Here is a 15,491-nt window from a genome sequence, read left to right as displayed (position 1 = left end):
GCTGCGCAAATCAATGCGCTTGTCAGTACCGGCGGCAATCGACAAGCTACGCTCCATCCGACGTCAACCGGTTTTACAGAGGCAGACTGATGCGCATACTCGTCACCGGCGGTGCCGGCTTTATCGGCTCGGCGCTGATCCGCCACCTGATCACCCACACCGAACACGATGTGCTCAACCTCGACAAGCTGACCTACGCCGGCAACCTTGAGTCGTTGCAGCCGATCGCCAGCAACACCCGTTACGAGTTCGTCCAGGCCGATATCGCCGACCAGCCGCTGGTCAGCGCCGTGCTCGAGCGGTTCCAGCCAGACGCGATCATGCACCTGGCGGCCGAATCGCACGTGGACCGTTCGATTGACGGCCCGGCAGCGTTTATCCAGACCAACATCGTTGGCACCTACGCCCTGCTCGAGGCCACCCGCGCCTGGTGGAGCAAGCTGCCGGCGGCGCGGCGCGAAGCGTTTCGCTTTCATCACATCTCTACCGACGAGGTCTACGGCGACCTGCACGGTGTCGATGACCTGTTCAGCGAAACCACCCCCTACGCGCCCAGCTCGCCCTATTCGGCCAGCAAGGCGGCGTCCGACCACCTGGTCCGCGCCTGGCAGCGTACCTATGGCCTGCCGGTGCTGCTGACCAACTGCTCGAACAACTACGGCCCGTATCACTTCCCGGAAAAACTGATTCCACTGGTGATCCTCAACGCCCTCGCCGGCAAGCCGCTGCCGGTATATGGCAACGGCCAGCAAGTGCGCGACTGGCTGTTTGTCGAGGATCATGCCCGCGCCTTGCTCACCGTGGTCAGCCAGGGTCAGGTCGGCGAGACCTACAACATCGGTGGCCACAACGAGCAGACCAACCTCGACGTGGTCCGCGCCATCTGCGCCCTGCTAGATGAGCTGGCACCCCAGCATCCGGCCGGGGTCAGCCAGTACGCCGACTTGATCACCTTTGTCCAGGACCGCCCAGGCCACGACCTGCGCTATGCCATAGACGCCAGCAAGATCGAGCGCGAACTCGGCTGGGTGCCGGCCGAGACCTTCGCCAGCGGCCTGCGCAAGACCGTGCAGTGGTACCTCGACAACCGCGAGTGGTGCCGTAACGTCCAGGATGGCAGTTACCAGGGCGAGCGGCTGGGCAACACCCAATTCAAGGATCTGATCTCATGACCAAAGGCATTGTCCTGGCGGGCGGCTCCGGCACCCGTCTACACCCGATCACCCTCGGCGTGTCCAAGCAGCTGCTGCCGATCTACGACAAACCGATGATCTACTACCCGATCTCGGTGCTGATGCTCGCCGGCATCCGCGACATCCTGCTGATTTCCACCCCGCAGGACTTGCCGCAGTATCGCCAGCTGTTCGGCGACGGCAGCCAGTTCGGCATCCACCTGAGCTATGCCGAGCAACCTTCGCCGGATGGCCTCGCCCAGGCGTTCATTATCGGCGAAGAATTCATCGGCAAAGACCCGGTGTGCCTGATCCTCGGCGACAACATCTTCCACGGCCAAGGCTTCAGCGAGCAGCTGCTGCGCGCAGTCAGCCAGCCGTCCGGAGCAACGGTGTTCGGCTACCTGGTGAAAGATCCGGAGCGCTTTGGCGTGGTCGAGTTCGACGAGCAGGGCCGCGCCCTGTCGATCGAAGAAAAACCCGCTGTGGCCAAGTCCAACTACGCCGTCACCGGCCTGTATTTCTACGACAACGATGTGGTCGAGATCGCCAAGGCCGTGCGCCCCTCGGCACGCGGCGAGCTGGAAATCACCGACATCACCAATGCCTACCTGCAACGCGGCGACCTGCGCGTCGAGCGCTTTGGCCGTGGTTTCGCCTGGCTCGACACCGGCACCCACGAGAGCCTGCTGGAAGCGTCGCAATATGTGCAGACCATCGAAAACCGCCAAGGCCTGAAGGTCGCCTGCCTGGAAGAAATCGCCTTCCAGAAGGGCTGGATCTGCCGTGAGCAACTGCTGGCCAAGGCTGAAGGCTTGAAGAAAACCGGCTACGGCCAGTACCTGCGCAAACTGGCTGAAGAGTACCCATGAACGTCATCGCTACCGACATCCCTGATGTATTGATCATCGAGCCAAAGCTGTTTGGCGACAGCCGTGGCTTTTTCTTCGAAAGCTTCAATGAGCGCGCCTTCAAGGAGCAGACCGGGGTCAGCATCAACTTCGTTCAGGACAACCACTCGCGCTCGCAAAAAAACGTGCTGCGCGGCTTGCACTATCAAGTGGAAAACCCACAAGGCAAACTGGTGCGCGTGGTCCAGGGCGAAGTGCTCGACGTTGCGGTAGACGTGCGCGTTGATTCGCCGACCTTTGGCCGCTGGGTGGCCACCCGGTTGAGTGCCGAAAGCCATCGCCAGTTCTGGATTCCACCGGGCCTGGCCCACGGCTTTTTGGTGCTGAGCGAGTCGGCCGACTTCCTCTACAAGACCACCGACTACTTCAACCCGACTGCCGAGCGCTGCATCCGCTGGGACGACCCGGACCTGGCAATCGACTGGGGGCTGGTCGAAGCGCCGTTGCTGTCGGCCAAAGACCAGCAAGGGCTGAGCTTTCGTGAGCTGTTCCCATGAAGCCACTGAAGATTCTCATCTGCGGCCACAACGGTCAGGTCGCGCAGGCCCTACAGGCACAATTCAAAGGCCGAGCTGACGTGCACGCCCTGGGCCGCGATCGGCTCGATCTGGCCCGTCCCGAACAGCTGCGCACGCCGCTGCGCGAGCTGGCTCCGGACTTGATCATCAACGCCGCTGCCCACACTGCCGTCGACCAGGCCGAAAGCGAGCCGGAGCTGGCTTTCGCGATCAATGCCCAAGCCCCGCAGGTGCTGGCTGAAGAAGCCGCCCAGCTCGGTGTGCCGTTGATCCACTACTCCACCGATTACGTCTTCGACGGCAGCAAAGCCACGCCCTACACCGAGCACGACGCGCCCAACCCTTTGGGCGTGTACGGCAGCAGCAAGCTGGCCGGTGAACAGGCGATCACCGCCGTTGGCGGCCAGCACCTGATCCTGCGCACCAGCTGGGTCTACTCGCAGCACGGGCGCAACTTCCTCCTGACCATGCAACGCCTGTTGCAGGAGAAACCGCAACTGCGGGTGGTCGCCGACCAGATCGGCGCGCCCACCTGGGCCGGCACCATTGCCGCCAGCACCCTGGCCTTGTTCGAGCGCTGGCAGGCCGGCGATGCGGGGGCCTGGGGCACTTACCACCTGAGCGCCCAAGGTGAAACCTCGTGGTTCGGCTTTGCCGAGGCGATCGCCGCGCAGCTCAAGGCGCGCGGCCTGCCTTGCGCCGAGCTGATCCCGATCAGCTCCAGTGAGTACCCAACCCCTGCGCAGCGCCCAGCCAATTCGCGGCTGGACTGCTCGCTTCTGGCGCAACAGTGGCACGTCAGCCAGGCGCATTGGCGGGACGCGCTCAACGACTGCCTGAACTAGCGCATAATTGCGCCAGACTCTTTCTGGCGCAGTTGGCACATGATGCACACCCCGACCTCCCCGCGACGCCCCCGCTGGCGCAGCCTGGCCCTTCTGGCAGTGTGCCTGGCGCCGCTGCTGTGGCCGCTGCATCACCTGGCCGAACGCTATTACCAGGACCAGCTCGCCTCGCAGAATCGCCAGACCCTCGACCTGTACGTGGCCAACCTGCTCGGCACCCTGCACCGCTACGAAACCTTGCCGCAGATCCTCGGCGAGCTGCCGGCGCTACGCCAGGCGTTGGCCGATCCGTTCAAGATCGAAGCAATCACCAACGCCAACCGCCTGCTCAAGGACATCACCCGCCAGACCGGCGCCGAGGTGATGTACCTGATGGACGTCAGCGGCAACACCCTGGCCGGCTCCAACTGGGATAAACGCGACAGTTTCGTCGGTCGTAACTTCGCCTTCAGGCCGTATTTCATCGAAGCCATGGAAGGCCGCCTGGGGCGCTTCTTTGGCCAAGGCACGACCTCAGCCAAGCGCGGCTACTTCTTCGCGGCTGCGGTGCGCGATGGCGAGCGGGTGATCGGCGTGCTGGTGGTCAAGGTCGACCTCGACCACACCGAAACTCTCTGGGGCAATACCCCCGAGCAACTGCTGCTGACCGATCAGAACGGCGTAGTGGTGCTGACCTCGCGCCCGGACTGGCGCTTCCGTGCCACCCGCCCGCTGACTCCGGCGGAGCGCTCGGCGATGCTCGCCATCCAGCCCTACCCGACCCAGGCACCGCAGCCGCTCAACCTCAACCCCGAGGCCTGGCTGATCCAGACCCGCGACATCAAGGAAACCGGCTGGCAGGTGAGCATCCTCGCCCCGCACATCCTCATCGACCGCTCGGTGCAGACGGTCATGGCAATTGGCGCCGGCGCACTGCTGGTGTTGATCCTGCTGACCGGTTTGGTGATGCAGCGCCGGCGCCACTATATCGACCGCATCGACCTCGAAGCCCGCGGCCGGCAAGACCTGGAAAACCGCGTGGTGGCGCGGACCGCCGACCTCGAAGGCCTTAATACCCTGCTGAAAAGCGCCGTGCTCGAACGCGAGAGCGCCCAGCAGGAACTGGTCCGCGCTCAGGACGAGTTGGTCCAGGCCGGCAAGCTGTCGGTGCTCGGCACCATGTCGGCAAGCATCAGCCACGAGCTCAACCAGCCGCTGGCGGCGATCCGCAGCTACGCCGAAAACGCCGAAGTGCTGCTCGACCATGAACGTACCGAAGACGCCCGCGGCAACCTCAAGCTGATCGGCGAGCTGACCGGGCGCATGGCCTCGATCATCGCCCACCTGCGCGCCTTTGCCCGGCGTGATCGCCATGCGCCGGAAAGCGTCGCCCTGCAACCGGCGCTGGACGACGCCCTGGCCCTGCTGGCCAAGCGTCGCCGGGCGATGGCGGTGGAGCTGGTTCGCGACCTGCCGGACGCGCCGCTGTGGGTTCAGGCCGGCGAAACGCGCCTGCGCCAGGTGCTCGGCAACCTGCTCGCCAACGCCCTCGATGCGCTCACCGAAAAAGCCAACCCGCGCAAGCTGTGGCTGAGTGCCGAACGGCGCGACGAGCACGTCTATCTGTACATTCGCGACAACGGCCCAGGCTTTACCCGCCAGGCGCTGGAGCGCGCCAAGGAGCCGTTCTTCACCACCAAGACCCGCACCCAAGGCCTCGGCCTGGGTCTGGCGATCTGCGAGAGCCTGATGCTCGCGCTGGACGGTGAACTGCTGCTCGGCAACCACCCTGAAGGTGGCGCCCTGCTGACCTTGCGCATGCGCGTGGCCAAGCCCGGCGCGACCCTGCCCACTTCGGAGGACCCCTCGGCATGACGCCCGAGACGACACTGATCGACAGCCGTACCCAGGTGATCCTGGTCGACGATGATCCGCACCTGCGTCAGGCCCTGGGCCAGACCCTCGACCTGGCCGGGCTCAAGGTAGTCACCCTGGCCGATGCCCAGGGCCTGGCCGAGCGCATCGAGCCAGACTGGCCGGGCGTCGTCGTCAGTGATATCCGCATGCCCGGGATCGACGGCCTGCAACTGCTCGAGCACCTGCGTGGCCGCGATCAGGAGCTGCCGGTGCTGCTGATCACCGGCCACGGCGACGTGCCGCTGGCGGTGCAGGCGATGCGCGCCGGGGCTTACGACTTCCTTGAAAAACCCTTCGCCAGCGACGCCCTGCTCGACAGCGTGCGCCGCGCCCTGGCTCTGCGCCGGTTGGTGCTGGACAACCGCAGCCTGCGTCTGGCCTTGAGTGATCGCCAGCAACTGTCGACCCGCCTGGTGGGCCAGTCGCCGTCGATGCAGCGCCTGCGCGACCAGATCGGCGCCCTCGCCGGCACCCGCGCCGATGTGCTGATTCTCGGTGAGACCGGTGCCGGCAAAGAGGTCGTCGCCCGCGCCCTGCATGATCTGTCGAGCCGCCGCGATGGCCCGTTTGTGGCAATCAACGCCGGCGCCCTGGCAGAGTCAGTGGTCGAGAGCGAGCTGTTCGGCCACGAGCCCGGCGCGTTCACCGGCGCGCAGAAGCGCCGCATCGGCAAGTTCGAATTCGCCAATGGCGGCACGCTGTTCCTCGACGAGATCGAGAGCATGAGCCTGGATGTGCAGGTGAAACTGCTGCGCATGCTGCAGGAACGGGTGGTCGAACGCCTGGGCGGCAATCAGCTGATCCCGCTGGATATCCGCGTGATCGCCGCCACCAAGGAAGACCTGCGCCAGGCTGCTGACCAGGGCCGGTTCCGCGCTGACCTGTATTACCGGCTGAACGTCGCACCGCTGCGCATCCCTGCACTACGCGAGCGCGGCGACGATATCCTGGTGTTGTTCCAGCACTTCGCCGATGCCGCCAGCCAGCGCCACGGCCTCGCCCCGCACAGCCTGCAACCGGCGCAACGGGCACTGCTGCTGCGCCATGACTGGCCGGGTAACGTCCGCGAGCTGCAAAACGCCGCGGAACGCTTTGCCCTCGGCCTGGAACTGGCCCTCGACGGCCAGCAGCCGCCCGCCACGGCCAGCGCCGCGCCGCTGCTCAGCGGCAACCTCAGCGATCAGGTCGAGCAGTTCGAGCGCTCATTGATTGCCGCCGAACTGACCCAGCCACACAGCTCCATGCGCAGCCTCGCCGAAGCGCTGGGCGTGCCGCGCAAAACCCTGCACGACAAGTTGCGCAAGCACGGTCTGAGCTTTGCTGATCATGCCGGCGGCGCTGACGATCACGAGGACTCGCGCCCATGAGCGACGACCGCCAATATCTGGAAGAAGTACTGCACAGCGACATCCCGTTGACCCGCGAGATGGGCCTGCAAGTGCTCAGCTGGCAAGACCAGTGCCTGCAACTGCAGCTGCCGCTGGAGGCCAACGTCAACCACAAGAGCACCATGTTTGGCGGCAGCCTGTACTGCGCGGCGGTGCTGGTGGGCTGGGGCTGGCTGCACCTGCGCTTGCGCGAGGCGGGCATCGATGACGGCCATATCGTCATTCAGGAAGGCCGGATCAGCTATCCGCTGCCGGTCACCGGCGCCGCGGTTGCCCGGTGCCAGCCGCCGCAAGACAAAGCCTGGGAGCGCTTCGTGACGATGTACCAGCGCCGAGGGCGAGCGCGCCTGACGCTGGACACGGTGGTCAGCAACAGTGGCAGTACTGAGCCCGCCGTCACGTTCAGCGGGCAGTACGTGCTACATCGCTGAAGCGAGCTTGATCAGTGCCTGGCGCCACGGGGCGGCGCTGGGCAAGGCCAGGAAGAACGGGTTGAGCAGCGACTCCCGCGCCGGGTACCGGAACGGCTGGCCGTCCAGGCCGATCACCTCACCTCCAGCGCCTTCGAGCACGCCCTGTGCAGCAGCGGTGTCCCACTGTGAGGTCGGTGCCAGGCGCGGATAACAATCGGCTTCACCCTCTGCCAGCAGGCAGAACTTCAGCGAGCTGCCGACGCTGACCAAGTCCAGCTCACCCACTGCACCGCTCAAGCCAGCCAGCAGCGCTTCCTGCTGGGGGCTGGAGTGACGGCGGCTGGCGACCACCGTGAATTGGGCGTCAGCAGGCGGCGCAGTGCGCACCCGGATTGGCGCAGCTGGCGCGTCCTGATCGGCGCGCCAGGCGCCCAGCTCGCGGCCACCGAAGTAGCAGCGGTTGTTGGTCGGCATGCTGACCACGCCAAACACCACTTCGCCCTGCTCGATCAGGGCGATGTTGACAGTGAACTCTTCGCTGCCGGCAATGAATTCCTTGGTCCCGTCCAGCGGATCGACCAGCCACCAGCGGCTCCAGCCGGCGCGTTCGGCGAGGGCAATGTCGCAGTCTTCTTCCGACAGCACCGGGATCTGCGGCGCCAGCGCCTGCAAGCCTGCAGCGATGACGTGATGGGCTGCCAGATCGGCAGCGGTGACCGGCGAATCATCCGCCTTGGACATTACCGCCACATCAGCGCGCCAGTGCGGCAGGATCGCTTCGCCGGCAGCCAGCGCCAGCTTGACCACTTCGTGCATCAGTTGTTGATCGTTCATACGCTGAGCAACCCGCGCTGGGTGAGCATGTCCCGTACCAGGTACAGCGCCGCCAGTGCGCGGCCTTCGCTGAACTGCGGGTGCATCGCCAGGGCCGACAGCTCGCGCAGGTTTACCTTGTCGACACCCATCGGCTCCGGCTCGTCGCCTTCGAGGCGTTCCTCAAAGAGGTCGGTCGCCAGCACCACCTGGATCTTCTGGCTCATGTAGCCCGGCGACAGCGACAGCTCGGTCAAATGTTCCAGCTGGCGTGCGCCAAAACCGGCTTCTTCCTTGAGCTCGCGGTTGGCCGCCGCCAGCACATCCTCGCCCGGCTCGATCAGGCCCTTGGGCAGCGACAGCTCGTATTCGTCGGTGCCGCCGCAGTATTCCTCGACCAGCACTGCATGCTCGGCGTCGAGCATCGCCACGATCATCACCGCGCCATAGCCATTGCCGCGCCCGACCAACCGTTCGTAGGTCCGCTCGACACCGTTGGAAAAGCGCAGCTCGACGGATTCGACCCGGAACAAACGGCTATTGGCGACGATTTCGCGGCTGAGGACGGTGGGTTTCTGGCGCATGGGGCAGCTCCTTGGCGTGAACGGGTTACTATACCGTGGCTAGCCGACTGATCGAGAGTTTCCCATGCCTGTTCTTCCCTGGTCTGCCATCGACACCGTTCTGCTCGACATGGACGGCACCCTGCTCGACCTGCACTACGACAACCAGTTCTGGCTGCAACACCTGCCCCAGCGCTACGCCGAGCTGCACGGTATCAGCCGGGCGATGGCCGAGCTCGAGCTGCAGCCGCTGTTCGAGCGTAACGCCGGCACGCTGAACTGGTACTGCCTGGACTTCTGGAGCCAGGAGCTGAACCTGCCGATCCGCGAGCTGAAGCAAGAGATCGCCGACCTGATTGCCCTGCGCCCGGATGCCGATACGTTTTTGGCGGCGATTCGCAAAGCGGGCAAGCGTGTAGTGATGATCACCAATGCCCATCGTGATTCGTTGTCGTTGAAGTTGGAGCGGGTGGAGCTGGCGGGGTATTTCGAGCGTTTGATCAGCTCGCATGATTACGGCTATCCCAAGGAAAGCCCGCTGTTCTGGGATGCCTTGCAGGCCGACATCGGTTTCGATCCGGCGCGCAGCTTGTTCATTGATGACACCCTGGCGATTTTGCGCAGTGCGCAGCGGTATGGGGTCGGGCATTTGCTCGCGGTGCGGCAGCCGGACAGCAAGGCAGCGCCGCGGGATACCCAGGAGTTTGCGGCGGTTGATGATTATCGGGAGTTGTTGGCGGGGTTGTGAGCAAGGCGCGAGATTGCCGGGGGCGCTCTGCGCCCCTTTCGCGACACAAGGCCGCTCCTACAGGGGACCGCGCAGGTCGACACTACGCGGTCACTGTAGGAGCGGCCTTGTGTCGCGAAAGGGCCGCAAAGCGGCCCCAATCCACCGATCCAAAGCCGTAAGACATTTCCCAAACTGCAACCAAATGCTTCAAATCGACGTCGCTTCGGAACTATCCTACGCGCCTTGCCGAACCTTCGCTGTTGTCGGGGAAATGGCTCAGGGATAACGTCCTTGGGTTGCCGTTTTCCGGTGACCGGGTGTGAGAACCCGTTGAATGAATCACGCGGCAAGCCGTTATGGCGGCCGTGCGCGGGCGGACTTCGGTCCGGCCGAGTTTTCCTTGATTCCCTCGGTTTCTCACCCCGCGCACGGCTGCCACCCTCGATCCCTGAGAAAGTCGAGCGGCAGCCTCCGTCAATGGAATTGAGGAGTTTTGCCATGAAAAAAATCGTCCCCGACCCACCCACCGCCAGCGTCTTCTACGCCTCCATCCAACCCGACCTGTACCCACCCGACGCCCTCGCCCACGCCAGCGAACTATTGCGCGGAGTTTCAGCAACCCTGGAGCAACACTGCCGCACCCATACCGGTGAGCCAGGTACCCACTTGCTGATCAATGCCGGCCACTGTACCGATACCGCACGCGGGTTGGTCGAGCACGTATTCCATCGGCTACAGGCACGTCAGGAGGCAATGGCATGAGCGACCACCCACGCACAGACGTTACCGTTGGCGTCGAAACGTTTTTCGAGGCAGGCGACAAGCCCTGTCATATTTTCCGGGTAATGCCGGGGGTGCCGTTTGAACATGCCTATGAGCAGGTGTCGGTGTTGCTTGGCTATATCAAGCACCTGGTCCGCGAGGGCGACATGGAGAATGATCACAAGCTGTTGGGGGCAGCGGATTATCTGAGTGCGTTTGCCAAGGCGATCATGGATGACATCGAGATAGCGCGGAACAGGATGCACTGATAGAGGGTGTGATATTCGGGATTTTGGGGGCGCTCTGCGCCCCTTTCGCGACACAAGGCCGCTCCTACAGGGGACCGCGCAGGTCGACACGACGCGGTCACTGTAGGAGCGGCCTTGTGTCGCGAAAGGGCTGCAAAGCAGCCCCAATACGCGGACCTGAATTCCTTACTCAGGAATCCGCAAAACCTGCCCCACATAAATCTTGTCCGGATGCGACAACATCGGCTTGTTAGCCTCAAAAATCTTGTTGTACTTGTTCGCGTCACCATAAACCCGCTTGGAGATCGCGCTCAGCGTGTCACCCTTCACGACAGTGACGAAAACAGCCGCCTTAACCACCGGACCGGTCACGGTAATCTGGTCGTCAACGCTGGCCACACCTTCGATGTTTCCCGCCGCGAGAATGATCTTTTCCTTCTCCTCCTGGCTGGCCACGTCGCCCGTGAGGGTAATCTTGTCCCCATCAACCGTAGCGGTGATATTGGGGTTACCCAGCCCCACCTTGCTCACGTGCTCCTTGATCTGCTCTTCGGCCTTGGCATTGCCAGGCGTGAGCAGGTCGATCAACTTCTCGCCGGCTTCCTTCACGAAACTGAATAGGCTCATTGCGCGCTCCATGTTGATAAATCCTCGGAACGGCAAGTCTAGGACAGGTTTGCCCAAACCGCCCGGGTGCGACCAATCGACGCGCTCTATCACGGCATAGAACCTTGCGATTAGACGTCGCCGACGCACAAGCCTAGGCTTGTGCACTAATGAGCCAGACGGTACTGCGCCCGATGAACAGCAAACCTCCGGTCTGCGCGGCGTCCACTGCACTGTCCCTGCCTGCCGCCAGCAACACCTACGACTACGTCCAACTCAGCGATGCCGAGCGTGCCAGCACGCCGCTTGCCGAAGAAGTCGCGCTGGCGATCGCCTACAACGGCTTGAGCCAGGCCGTGATGCTGGTCAGCCCGACCGATCTGGAAGATTTTGCCGTCGGTTTCAGTGTCGGCAGCGGCATCGTCGAAAGCACCGATGAAATCTACGACATAAAGCTTTCTGGCAGTGGCTCGGCGCTGTATGCCGACCTGGAGATTGCCAGCCGGGCGTTCTGGAACCTGAAAAACCAGCGCCGCCAGTTGGCCGGTACCAGTGGCTGCGGCCTGTGCGGTGTCGAAGCGTTGGAGCAAGCGCTGCCAGAACTGGCCAGCCTGCCCGGCGCGCCGCTGCCGCCGGTCGAGTGGCTGCACGACCTGCGCCGGCGCATCGATCAGTTTCAACCGCTGGGCCAGCACTGCGGTGCAGTCCATGCGGCGTTGTTCATGAATAGCCAAGGTGAGCTGTTGCTGGGCCGTGAAGACATCGGCCGGCACAACGCGCTGGACAAGTTGATCGGCGCCTTGCTGCGCGAGCAGATCGACACCCAGGGCGGCCTGGCCATCGTCACCAGCCGCTGCAGCCTGGAACTGATCCAGAAGGTGCTGCGCGCAGGCATCCAGACCCTGGTCAGTTTGTCGGCGCCCACCGGCCTTGCCCTGCAATGGGCGCGCAAGCATCAGCTCAACCTTATTCATTTGCCCAAACACAGTGCACCACGGGTGTTCAGCCCCGTGGCGGAGTCGAAATCGCCGTGACCTCCCATCAGAAGCTTCCGCAAGAACAAACCCCACCTCGCTACAAGCCCTACAACGGCGCCGCCGGCGGCTGGGGTGCGCTGCGCAGTGTGGCCAAGGCCTGGGTCGGCAGCGACAACGCACTGAAGAACATCCGCGCCCTGCTCAAGACCAACCAGAACGGCGGTTTCGACTGCCCGGGCTGTGCCTGGGGCGACTCGCCTGAAAGCGGCATGGTCAAGTTCTGCGAGAACGGCGCCAAGGCAGTCAACTGGGAAGCCACCAAGCGCCGTGTCGATGCGGCCTTCTTCGCTCGCCACAGCGTGACCTCGCTGCTTGAGCAAAGCGACTACTGGCTCGAGTACCAGGGCCGCCTGACCGAGCCGATGCTGTACAACCCGGCCAGCGACCGTTACCAACCGATCGACTGGGACAGCGCCTTCGCCCTGATCGCCCAGCACCTGAACGGCCTCACCAGCCCGGACCAGGCCGAGTTCTACACCTCGGGCCGGGCCAGCAACGAAGCGGCCTACCTGTATCAGCTGTTTGTCCGCGCGTTCGGCACCAACAACTTCCCGGACTGCTCGAACATGTGCCACGAAGCCAGCGGCGTGGCCCTGGGCCAGAGCGTCGGGGTCGGCAAGGGCACGGTGACCTTCGATGATTTCGAGCACGCCGATGCGATCTTCGTCTGGGGCCAGAACCCCGGCACCAACCACCCACGCATGCTCGACCCGCTGCGCGATGCGGTCAAACGCGGCGCACAGGTGGTCTGCGTCAACCCGCTCAAGGAGCGTGGCCTGGAGCGATTCCAGCACCCGCAGAATGCGCTGGAGATGCTCACCAACAGCGACCGCCCAACCAACTCGGCGTATTTCCGCCCGGCCTTGGGCGGCGACATGGCCCTGCTGCGCGGTATGGCCAAGTTCCTTCTGCAGTGGGAGCGCGAGGCCCAGGCCAAGGGCGAGCCGGCGATCTTCGATCATGTGTTCATTGCCGAGCACGGCCACGGCATCAATGAGTACCTGGCGGTGGTCGATGCCACCCCGTGGGATCAGCTGCAGGCCCAGTCGGGCCTGGAGCTGGCCGAGATCGAACAGGCTGCGCGCATGTACTGCAAGGGCAAACGCGTGATCATGTGCTGGGCGATGGGCATCACCCAGCATCGCCACTCGGTGCCGACCATTCAGGAAATGGTCAACGTGATGCTGCTGCGCGGCAACATCGGCCAGCCCGGTGCCGGCCTGTGCCCGGTGCGCGGCCACAGTAACGTGCAGGGCGACCGCACCATGGGCATCAACGAGCGGCCGCCAGCAGCGCTGCTCAATGCCCTGCAACAACGCTTCGCCTTCCCGGTGCCGCGCGCCAACGGCCACAACACCGTCGAGGCGATCCACGCCATGCTCGATGGCCGTTCCAAGGTATTCATCGGCCTGGGTGGCAACTTCGCCCAAGCCACGCCAGACACCGCGCGCACCGCTCAGGCGCTGCGCAACTGCGACCTGACCGTGCAGATCAGTACCAAGCTCAACCGCAGCCATCTGATGCATGGCAAGCAGGCGTTGATCCTGCCGTGCCTGGGCCGTACCGATATCGACATGCAGGCCGATGGCCCGCAGGCGGTCACGGTGGAAGACTCGTTCAGCATGGTCCACGCCTCCAATGGCCAGCTCAAGCCGCTGTCGAAACAGATGCGTTCCGAGCCTGCAGTGATTGCCGGTATTGCCGCCGCAACGCTGGGCAAGCGCCCGGTCGACTGGCACTGGCTGGTGGCTGACTACGACCGCATTCGCCAGCTGATCGCCGACACCATCCCCGGTTTTGCCGACTTCAATCAGCGCCTGAAACACCCGGGCGGTTTCTACCTGGGCAACAGCGCTGGCAGCCGCAAGTGGCAAACCGCGAACGGGCGCGCCAACTTCAAGGCCAACCTGCTGCCCGACTCGCTGCTCGATGAGCGCGTACGCGCCAGCGGCCAGTTGCCGGACCTGATCATGCAATCGATGCGCTCGCACGATCAGTACAACACCACCATCTATGGCCTGGATGACCGTTACCGCGGGGTCAAGGCGCAGCGCGACGTGCTGTTCGTCAACGAAGCCGACATCATTCGTCTGGGCTTCGCGCCTGGGCAGAAGGCCGATATCGTGTCGCTGTGGGACGATGGCATCGAGCGCCGGGTACGTGGCTTCACTCTGCTGGCCTACGATATTCCGGCTGGGCAGGCGGCGGCCTACTATCCAGAGGTGAACCCGCTGGTGCCGCTGGAGAGCATTGGCGACGGCAGCCACACGCCGACTTCCAAGTTCATCGCGATCAAGCTGGAACATGCCAGCGACACCGGTCGAATCCTCTGACGGCATAGCCTCATCGGCTTTCTGGAGACCAAAAAAAGCCCTGTCCGCAATGGTCAGGGCTTTGTCTCAAGTAGCGTATGACAGGCAAAAAACGATTAAGTTTCATATTGAAAACAGTAACTTAGAGAATTGTGTACAACTCGTGTTACTCGTCGGATTTCAATTGCCAGAGTGCTCGCCGAGCCTCAAATTCGCCCTCGTCATCCCTCTGAGGCTCTCTTGATGAAGAAGTACTCCTCGATTCTGTTGTTGTCTTTTGGCTTGCTCAGCGGCGTTGCCATGGCAGGCGGCACGACTGAAGCAGGTATTGGCGGCGCACTGGGTGGGGTACTCGGCTCAGTGGTCGGCCAGCAGCTTGGCGGCAGCACCGGCGGTGCGATTGGCGCAGGCCTGGGCGGCGCTGCCGGCAGTGCGGTCGGTGCCGATAAACGTCAACGCGGTGAAGCCGCAATCGGTGGTGCCCTGGGCGCAGCCGGCGGTAACGTGATTGGCCGCAGCGTAGGCGGCACCAACGGCAGCTACATCGGTGCAGCCGCAGGCGGCGGCGCAGGTGGCGCGCTGGGTAACTACATGGGCAACAAGGCCGATGAAGACGAGCGCGACGACCGTCGTTACCGTCGCGGCTACGATGACCGTCGTCACTACGACCGCGGCCACCACTATGGCCATCGCAAGCACAAGCCGAAACGCCATTGGCGTCACTGACAGCCAAGGGCTTGGCCCAGGCATCAAAAGGCCCCGCCCCTCCCGGTGGGGCCTTTGCATTTGCGCCCTTTAAAGGTTGGGCCGCAGGCCTGCAAGGGTCGCCTGCATGGCCTCAGGCAGCACGGCAGGCTGGCCTGAGCTGCGCTCGATGAACACCTGCACCAGGCTGCCCGCCGCACACGCCTGGGTCTCGCCTGGGCGGAACAGCGCCAAACGGTACTCAACGGTACTGCCAGCCAGCCGCGTCACGCCCAGGCCCACCTCGAGCACATCCGGAAACGCCGGCAAGGCGTAGAAGTCGGCTGCCGAGCTGATCACCAGGCCCGCCAGCGCGCCGTCGCGCAGGTCGAGCTCGGCCTGCTCTACCAGAAATGCCTGGATCGCGGTTTCAAAAAAGCCATGCACAGTAGCGCCAGCGATGTGGCCGTTGACGTCGTTGTCTTGCGGACGGGTGAGGATTGGGTGGAAGTGGTTGAAGTCGGAGCGCAGGGGGGATTCGGTCATGGTTTGCCACGCGGGTTGGTTACATGAAGGCGAAGCTTCCCACAAAG

At 63.8% G+C, this 15,491-nt stretch carries 17 protein-coding genes; 13 read left to right on the top strand and 4 right to left on the bottom strand.

Going from position 1 to position 15,491, the window contains the following annotated elements; all coding sequences use genetic code 11:
- Nucleotides 1-89 precede the first annotated feature (89 nt).
- The 7 genes from rfbB to ACIOAU_RS19070 are packed head-to-tail and all read left to right on the top strand — an operon-like array spanning nt 90 to nt 7,161.
- Nucleotides 90-1,172, top strand: a complete 1,083-nt coding sequence (rfbB, locus tag ACIOAU_RS19100; RefSeq protein ID WP_101322530.1) for a dTDP-glucose 4,6-dehydratase — start codon at nt 90-92, stop codon at nt 1,170-1,172.
- Nucleotides 1,169-2,044: a glucose-1-phosphate thymidylyltransferase RfbA gene (gene rfbA / locus ACIOAU_RS19095; RefSeq protein ID WP_101322531.1), complete on the top strand. Its 876-nt coding sequence runs from the start codon at nt 1,169-1,171 to the stop codon at nt 2,042-2,044. Before rfbB ends, rfbA begins: the two co-directional genes overlap by 4 nt.
- Nucleotides 2,041-2,580, top strand: a complete 540-nt coding sequence (gene rfbC, locus ACIOAU_RS19090; protein ID WP_150570501.1) for a dTDP-4-dehydrorhamnose 3,5-epimerase — start codon at nt 2,041-2,043, stop codon at nt 2,578-2,580. Before rfbA ends, rfbC begins: the two co-directional genes overlap by 4 nt.
- A 5-nt stretch (nt 2,581-2,585) precedes the next feature.
- Entirely contained in the window at nt 2,586-3,446 is an 861-nt protein-coding gene (gene rfbD, locus ACIOAU_RS19085; RefSeq protein WP_150573257.1) for a dTDP-4-dehydrorhamnose reductase, read from the top strand.
- Nucleotides 3,447-3,485: 39 nt separating this feature from the next.
- On the top strand, nt 3,486-5,300 hold the full coding sequence (locus tag ACIOAU_RS19080) for an ATP-binding protein (protein ID WP_101322533.1): 1,815 nt from the start codon (nt 3,486-3,488) through the stop codon (nt 5,298-5,300).
- Nucleotides 5,297-6,709, top strand: coding sequence for a sigma-54 dependent transcriptional regulator (locus tag ACIOAU_RS19075; RefSeq protein ID WP_150573328.1), 1,413 nt, complete (start codon nt 5,297-5,299; stop codon nt 6,707-6,709). The genes ACIOAU_RS19080 and ACIOAU_RS19075 overlap by 4 nt, the downstream gene beginning before the upstream one ends.
- Nucleotides 6,706-7,161: a YiiD C-terminal domain-containing protein gene (locus tag ACIOAU_RS19070; protein ID WP_401183943.1), complete on the top strand. Its 456-nt coding sequence runs from the start codon at nt 6,706-6,708 to the stop codon at nt 7,159-7,161. Before ACIOAU_RS19075 ends, ACIOAU_RS19070 begins: the two co-directional genes overlap by 4 nt.
- On the opposite strand, the gene cysQ is transcribed toward ACIOAU_RS19070, so the two are convergent.
- Entirely contained in the window at nt 7,150-7,977 is an 828-nt protein-coding gene (gene cysQ, locus ACIOAU_RS19065) for a 3'(2'),5'-bisphosphate nucleotidase CysQ (protein WP_150573327.1), read from the bottom strand. The two genes, ACIOAU_RS19070 and cysQ, sit on opposite strands and share 12 nt — an antisense overlap.
- Nucleotides 7,974-8,540, bottom strand: a complete 567-nt coding sequence (nudE, locus tag ACIOAU_RS19060; RefSeq protein ID WP_150570505.1) for an ADP compounds hydrolase NudE — start codon at nt 8,538-8,540, stop codon at nt 7,974-7,976. Before nudE ends, cysQ begins: the two co-directional genes overlap by 4 nt.
- 64 nt (nt 8,541-8,604) lie before the next feature.
- Here nudE and yrfG point away from each other — a divergent pair, with 64 nt between their 5' ends.
- The 3 genes from yrfG to ACIOAU_RS19045 all read left to right on the top strand — a co-directional run bounded on the left by yrfG (nt 8,605) and on the right by ACIOAU_RS19045 (nt 10,280).
- The gene (gene yrfG / locus ACIOAU_RS19055; RefSeq protein ID WP_101322538.1) at nt 8,605-9,267 is read left to right on the top strand and encodes a GMP/IMP nucleotidase; all 663 of its coding nucleotides are present in this window, start codon (nt 8,605-8,607) and stop codon (nt 9,265-9,267) included.
- Between the two features lie 480 nt (nt 9,268-9,747).
- Nucleotides 9,748-10,011 carry a hypothetical protein gene (locus tag ACIOAU_RS19050; RefSeq protein WP_401183939.1) on the top strand — a complete coding sequence of 88 codons (264 nt, stop codon included), beginning with the start codon at nt 9,748-9,750 and terminating at the stop codon, nt 10,009-10,011.
- Nucleotides 10,008-10,280: a DUF3077 domain-containing protein gene (locus ACIOAU_RS19045; protein ID WP_181089032.1), complete on the top strand. Its 273-nt coding sequence runs from the start codon at nt 10,008-10,010 to the stop codon at nt 10,278-10,280. Before ACIOAU_RS19050 ends, ACIOAU_RS19045 begins: the two co-directional genes overlap by 4 nt.
- 165 nt (nt 10,281-10,445) lie before the next feature.
- On the opposite strand, the gene lysM is transcribed toward ACIOAU_RS19045, so the two are convergent.
- Entirely contained in the window at nt 10,446-10,886 is a 441-nt protein-coding gene (gene lysM / locus ACIOAU_RS19040) for a peptidoglycan-binding protein LysM (protein ID WP_101322541.1), read from the bottom strand.
- Between the two features lie 173 nt (nt 10,887-11,059).
- On the opposite strand from lysM, the gene fdhD reads away from it, so the two are divergent.
- From fdhD to ACIOAU_RS19025, 3 genes are all read left to right on the top strand, one after another.
- Nucleotides 11,060-11,899, top strand: a complete 840-nt coding sequence (fdhD, locus tag ACIOAU_RS19035) for a formate dehydrogenase accessory sulfurtransferase FdhD (protein ID WP_401183935.1) — start codon at nt 11,060-11,062, stop codon at nt 11,897-11,899.
- Nucleotides 11,896-14,235, top strand: coding sequence for an FdhF/YdeP family oxidoreductase (locus ACIOAU_RS19030; RefSeq protein ID WP_401183932.1), 2,340 nt, complete (start codon nt 11,896-11,898; stop codon nt 14,233-14,235). Before fdhD ends, ACIOAU_RS19030 begins: the two co-directional genes overlap by 4 nt.
- A gap of 222 nt (nt 14,236-14,457) precedes the next feature.
- A complete protein-coding gene (locus ACIOAU_RS19025; protein ID WP_101322543.1) occupies nt 14,458-14,940 on the top strand; it encodes a glycine zipper domain-containing protein in 483 nt (160 codons plus the stop codon).
- 69 nt (nt 14,941-15,009) lie between these two features.
- Here ACIOAU_RS19025 and ACIOAU_RS19020 read toward each other — a convergent pair whose 3' ends face one another.
- Nucleotides 15,010-15,444 carry a thioesterase family protein gene (locus tag ACIOAU_RS19020; RefSeq protein ID WP_101322544.1) on the bottom strand — a complete coding sequence of 145 codons (435 nt, stop codon included), beginning with the start codon at nt 15,442-15,444 and terminating at the stop codon, nt 15,010-15,012.
- Nucleotides 15,445-15,491 lie beyond the last annotated feature (47 nt).

This window comes from Pseudomonas sp. NPDC088322 (genome assembly GCF_044740745.1).
GTDB classification, from domain to species: Bacteria; Pseudomonadota; Gammaproteobacteria; order Pseudomonadales; family Pseudomonadaceae; genus Aquipseudomonas; species Aquipseudomonas shirazensis.
Note: the sequence above shows the minus strand (reverse complement) of the source record. Positions and strands in the feature narration are given on the sequence as shown.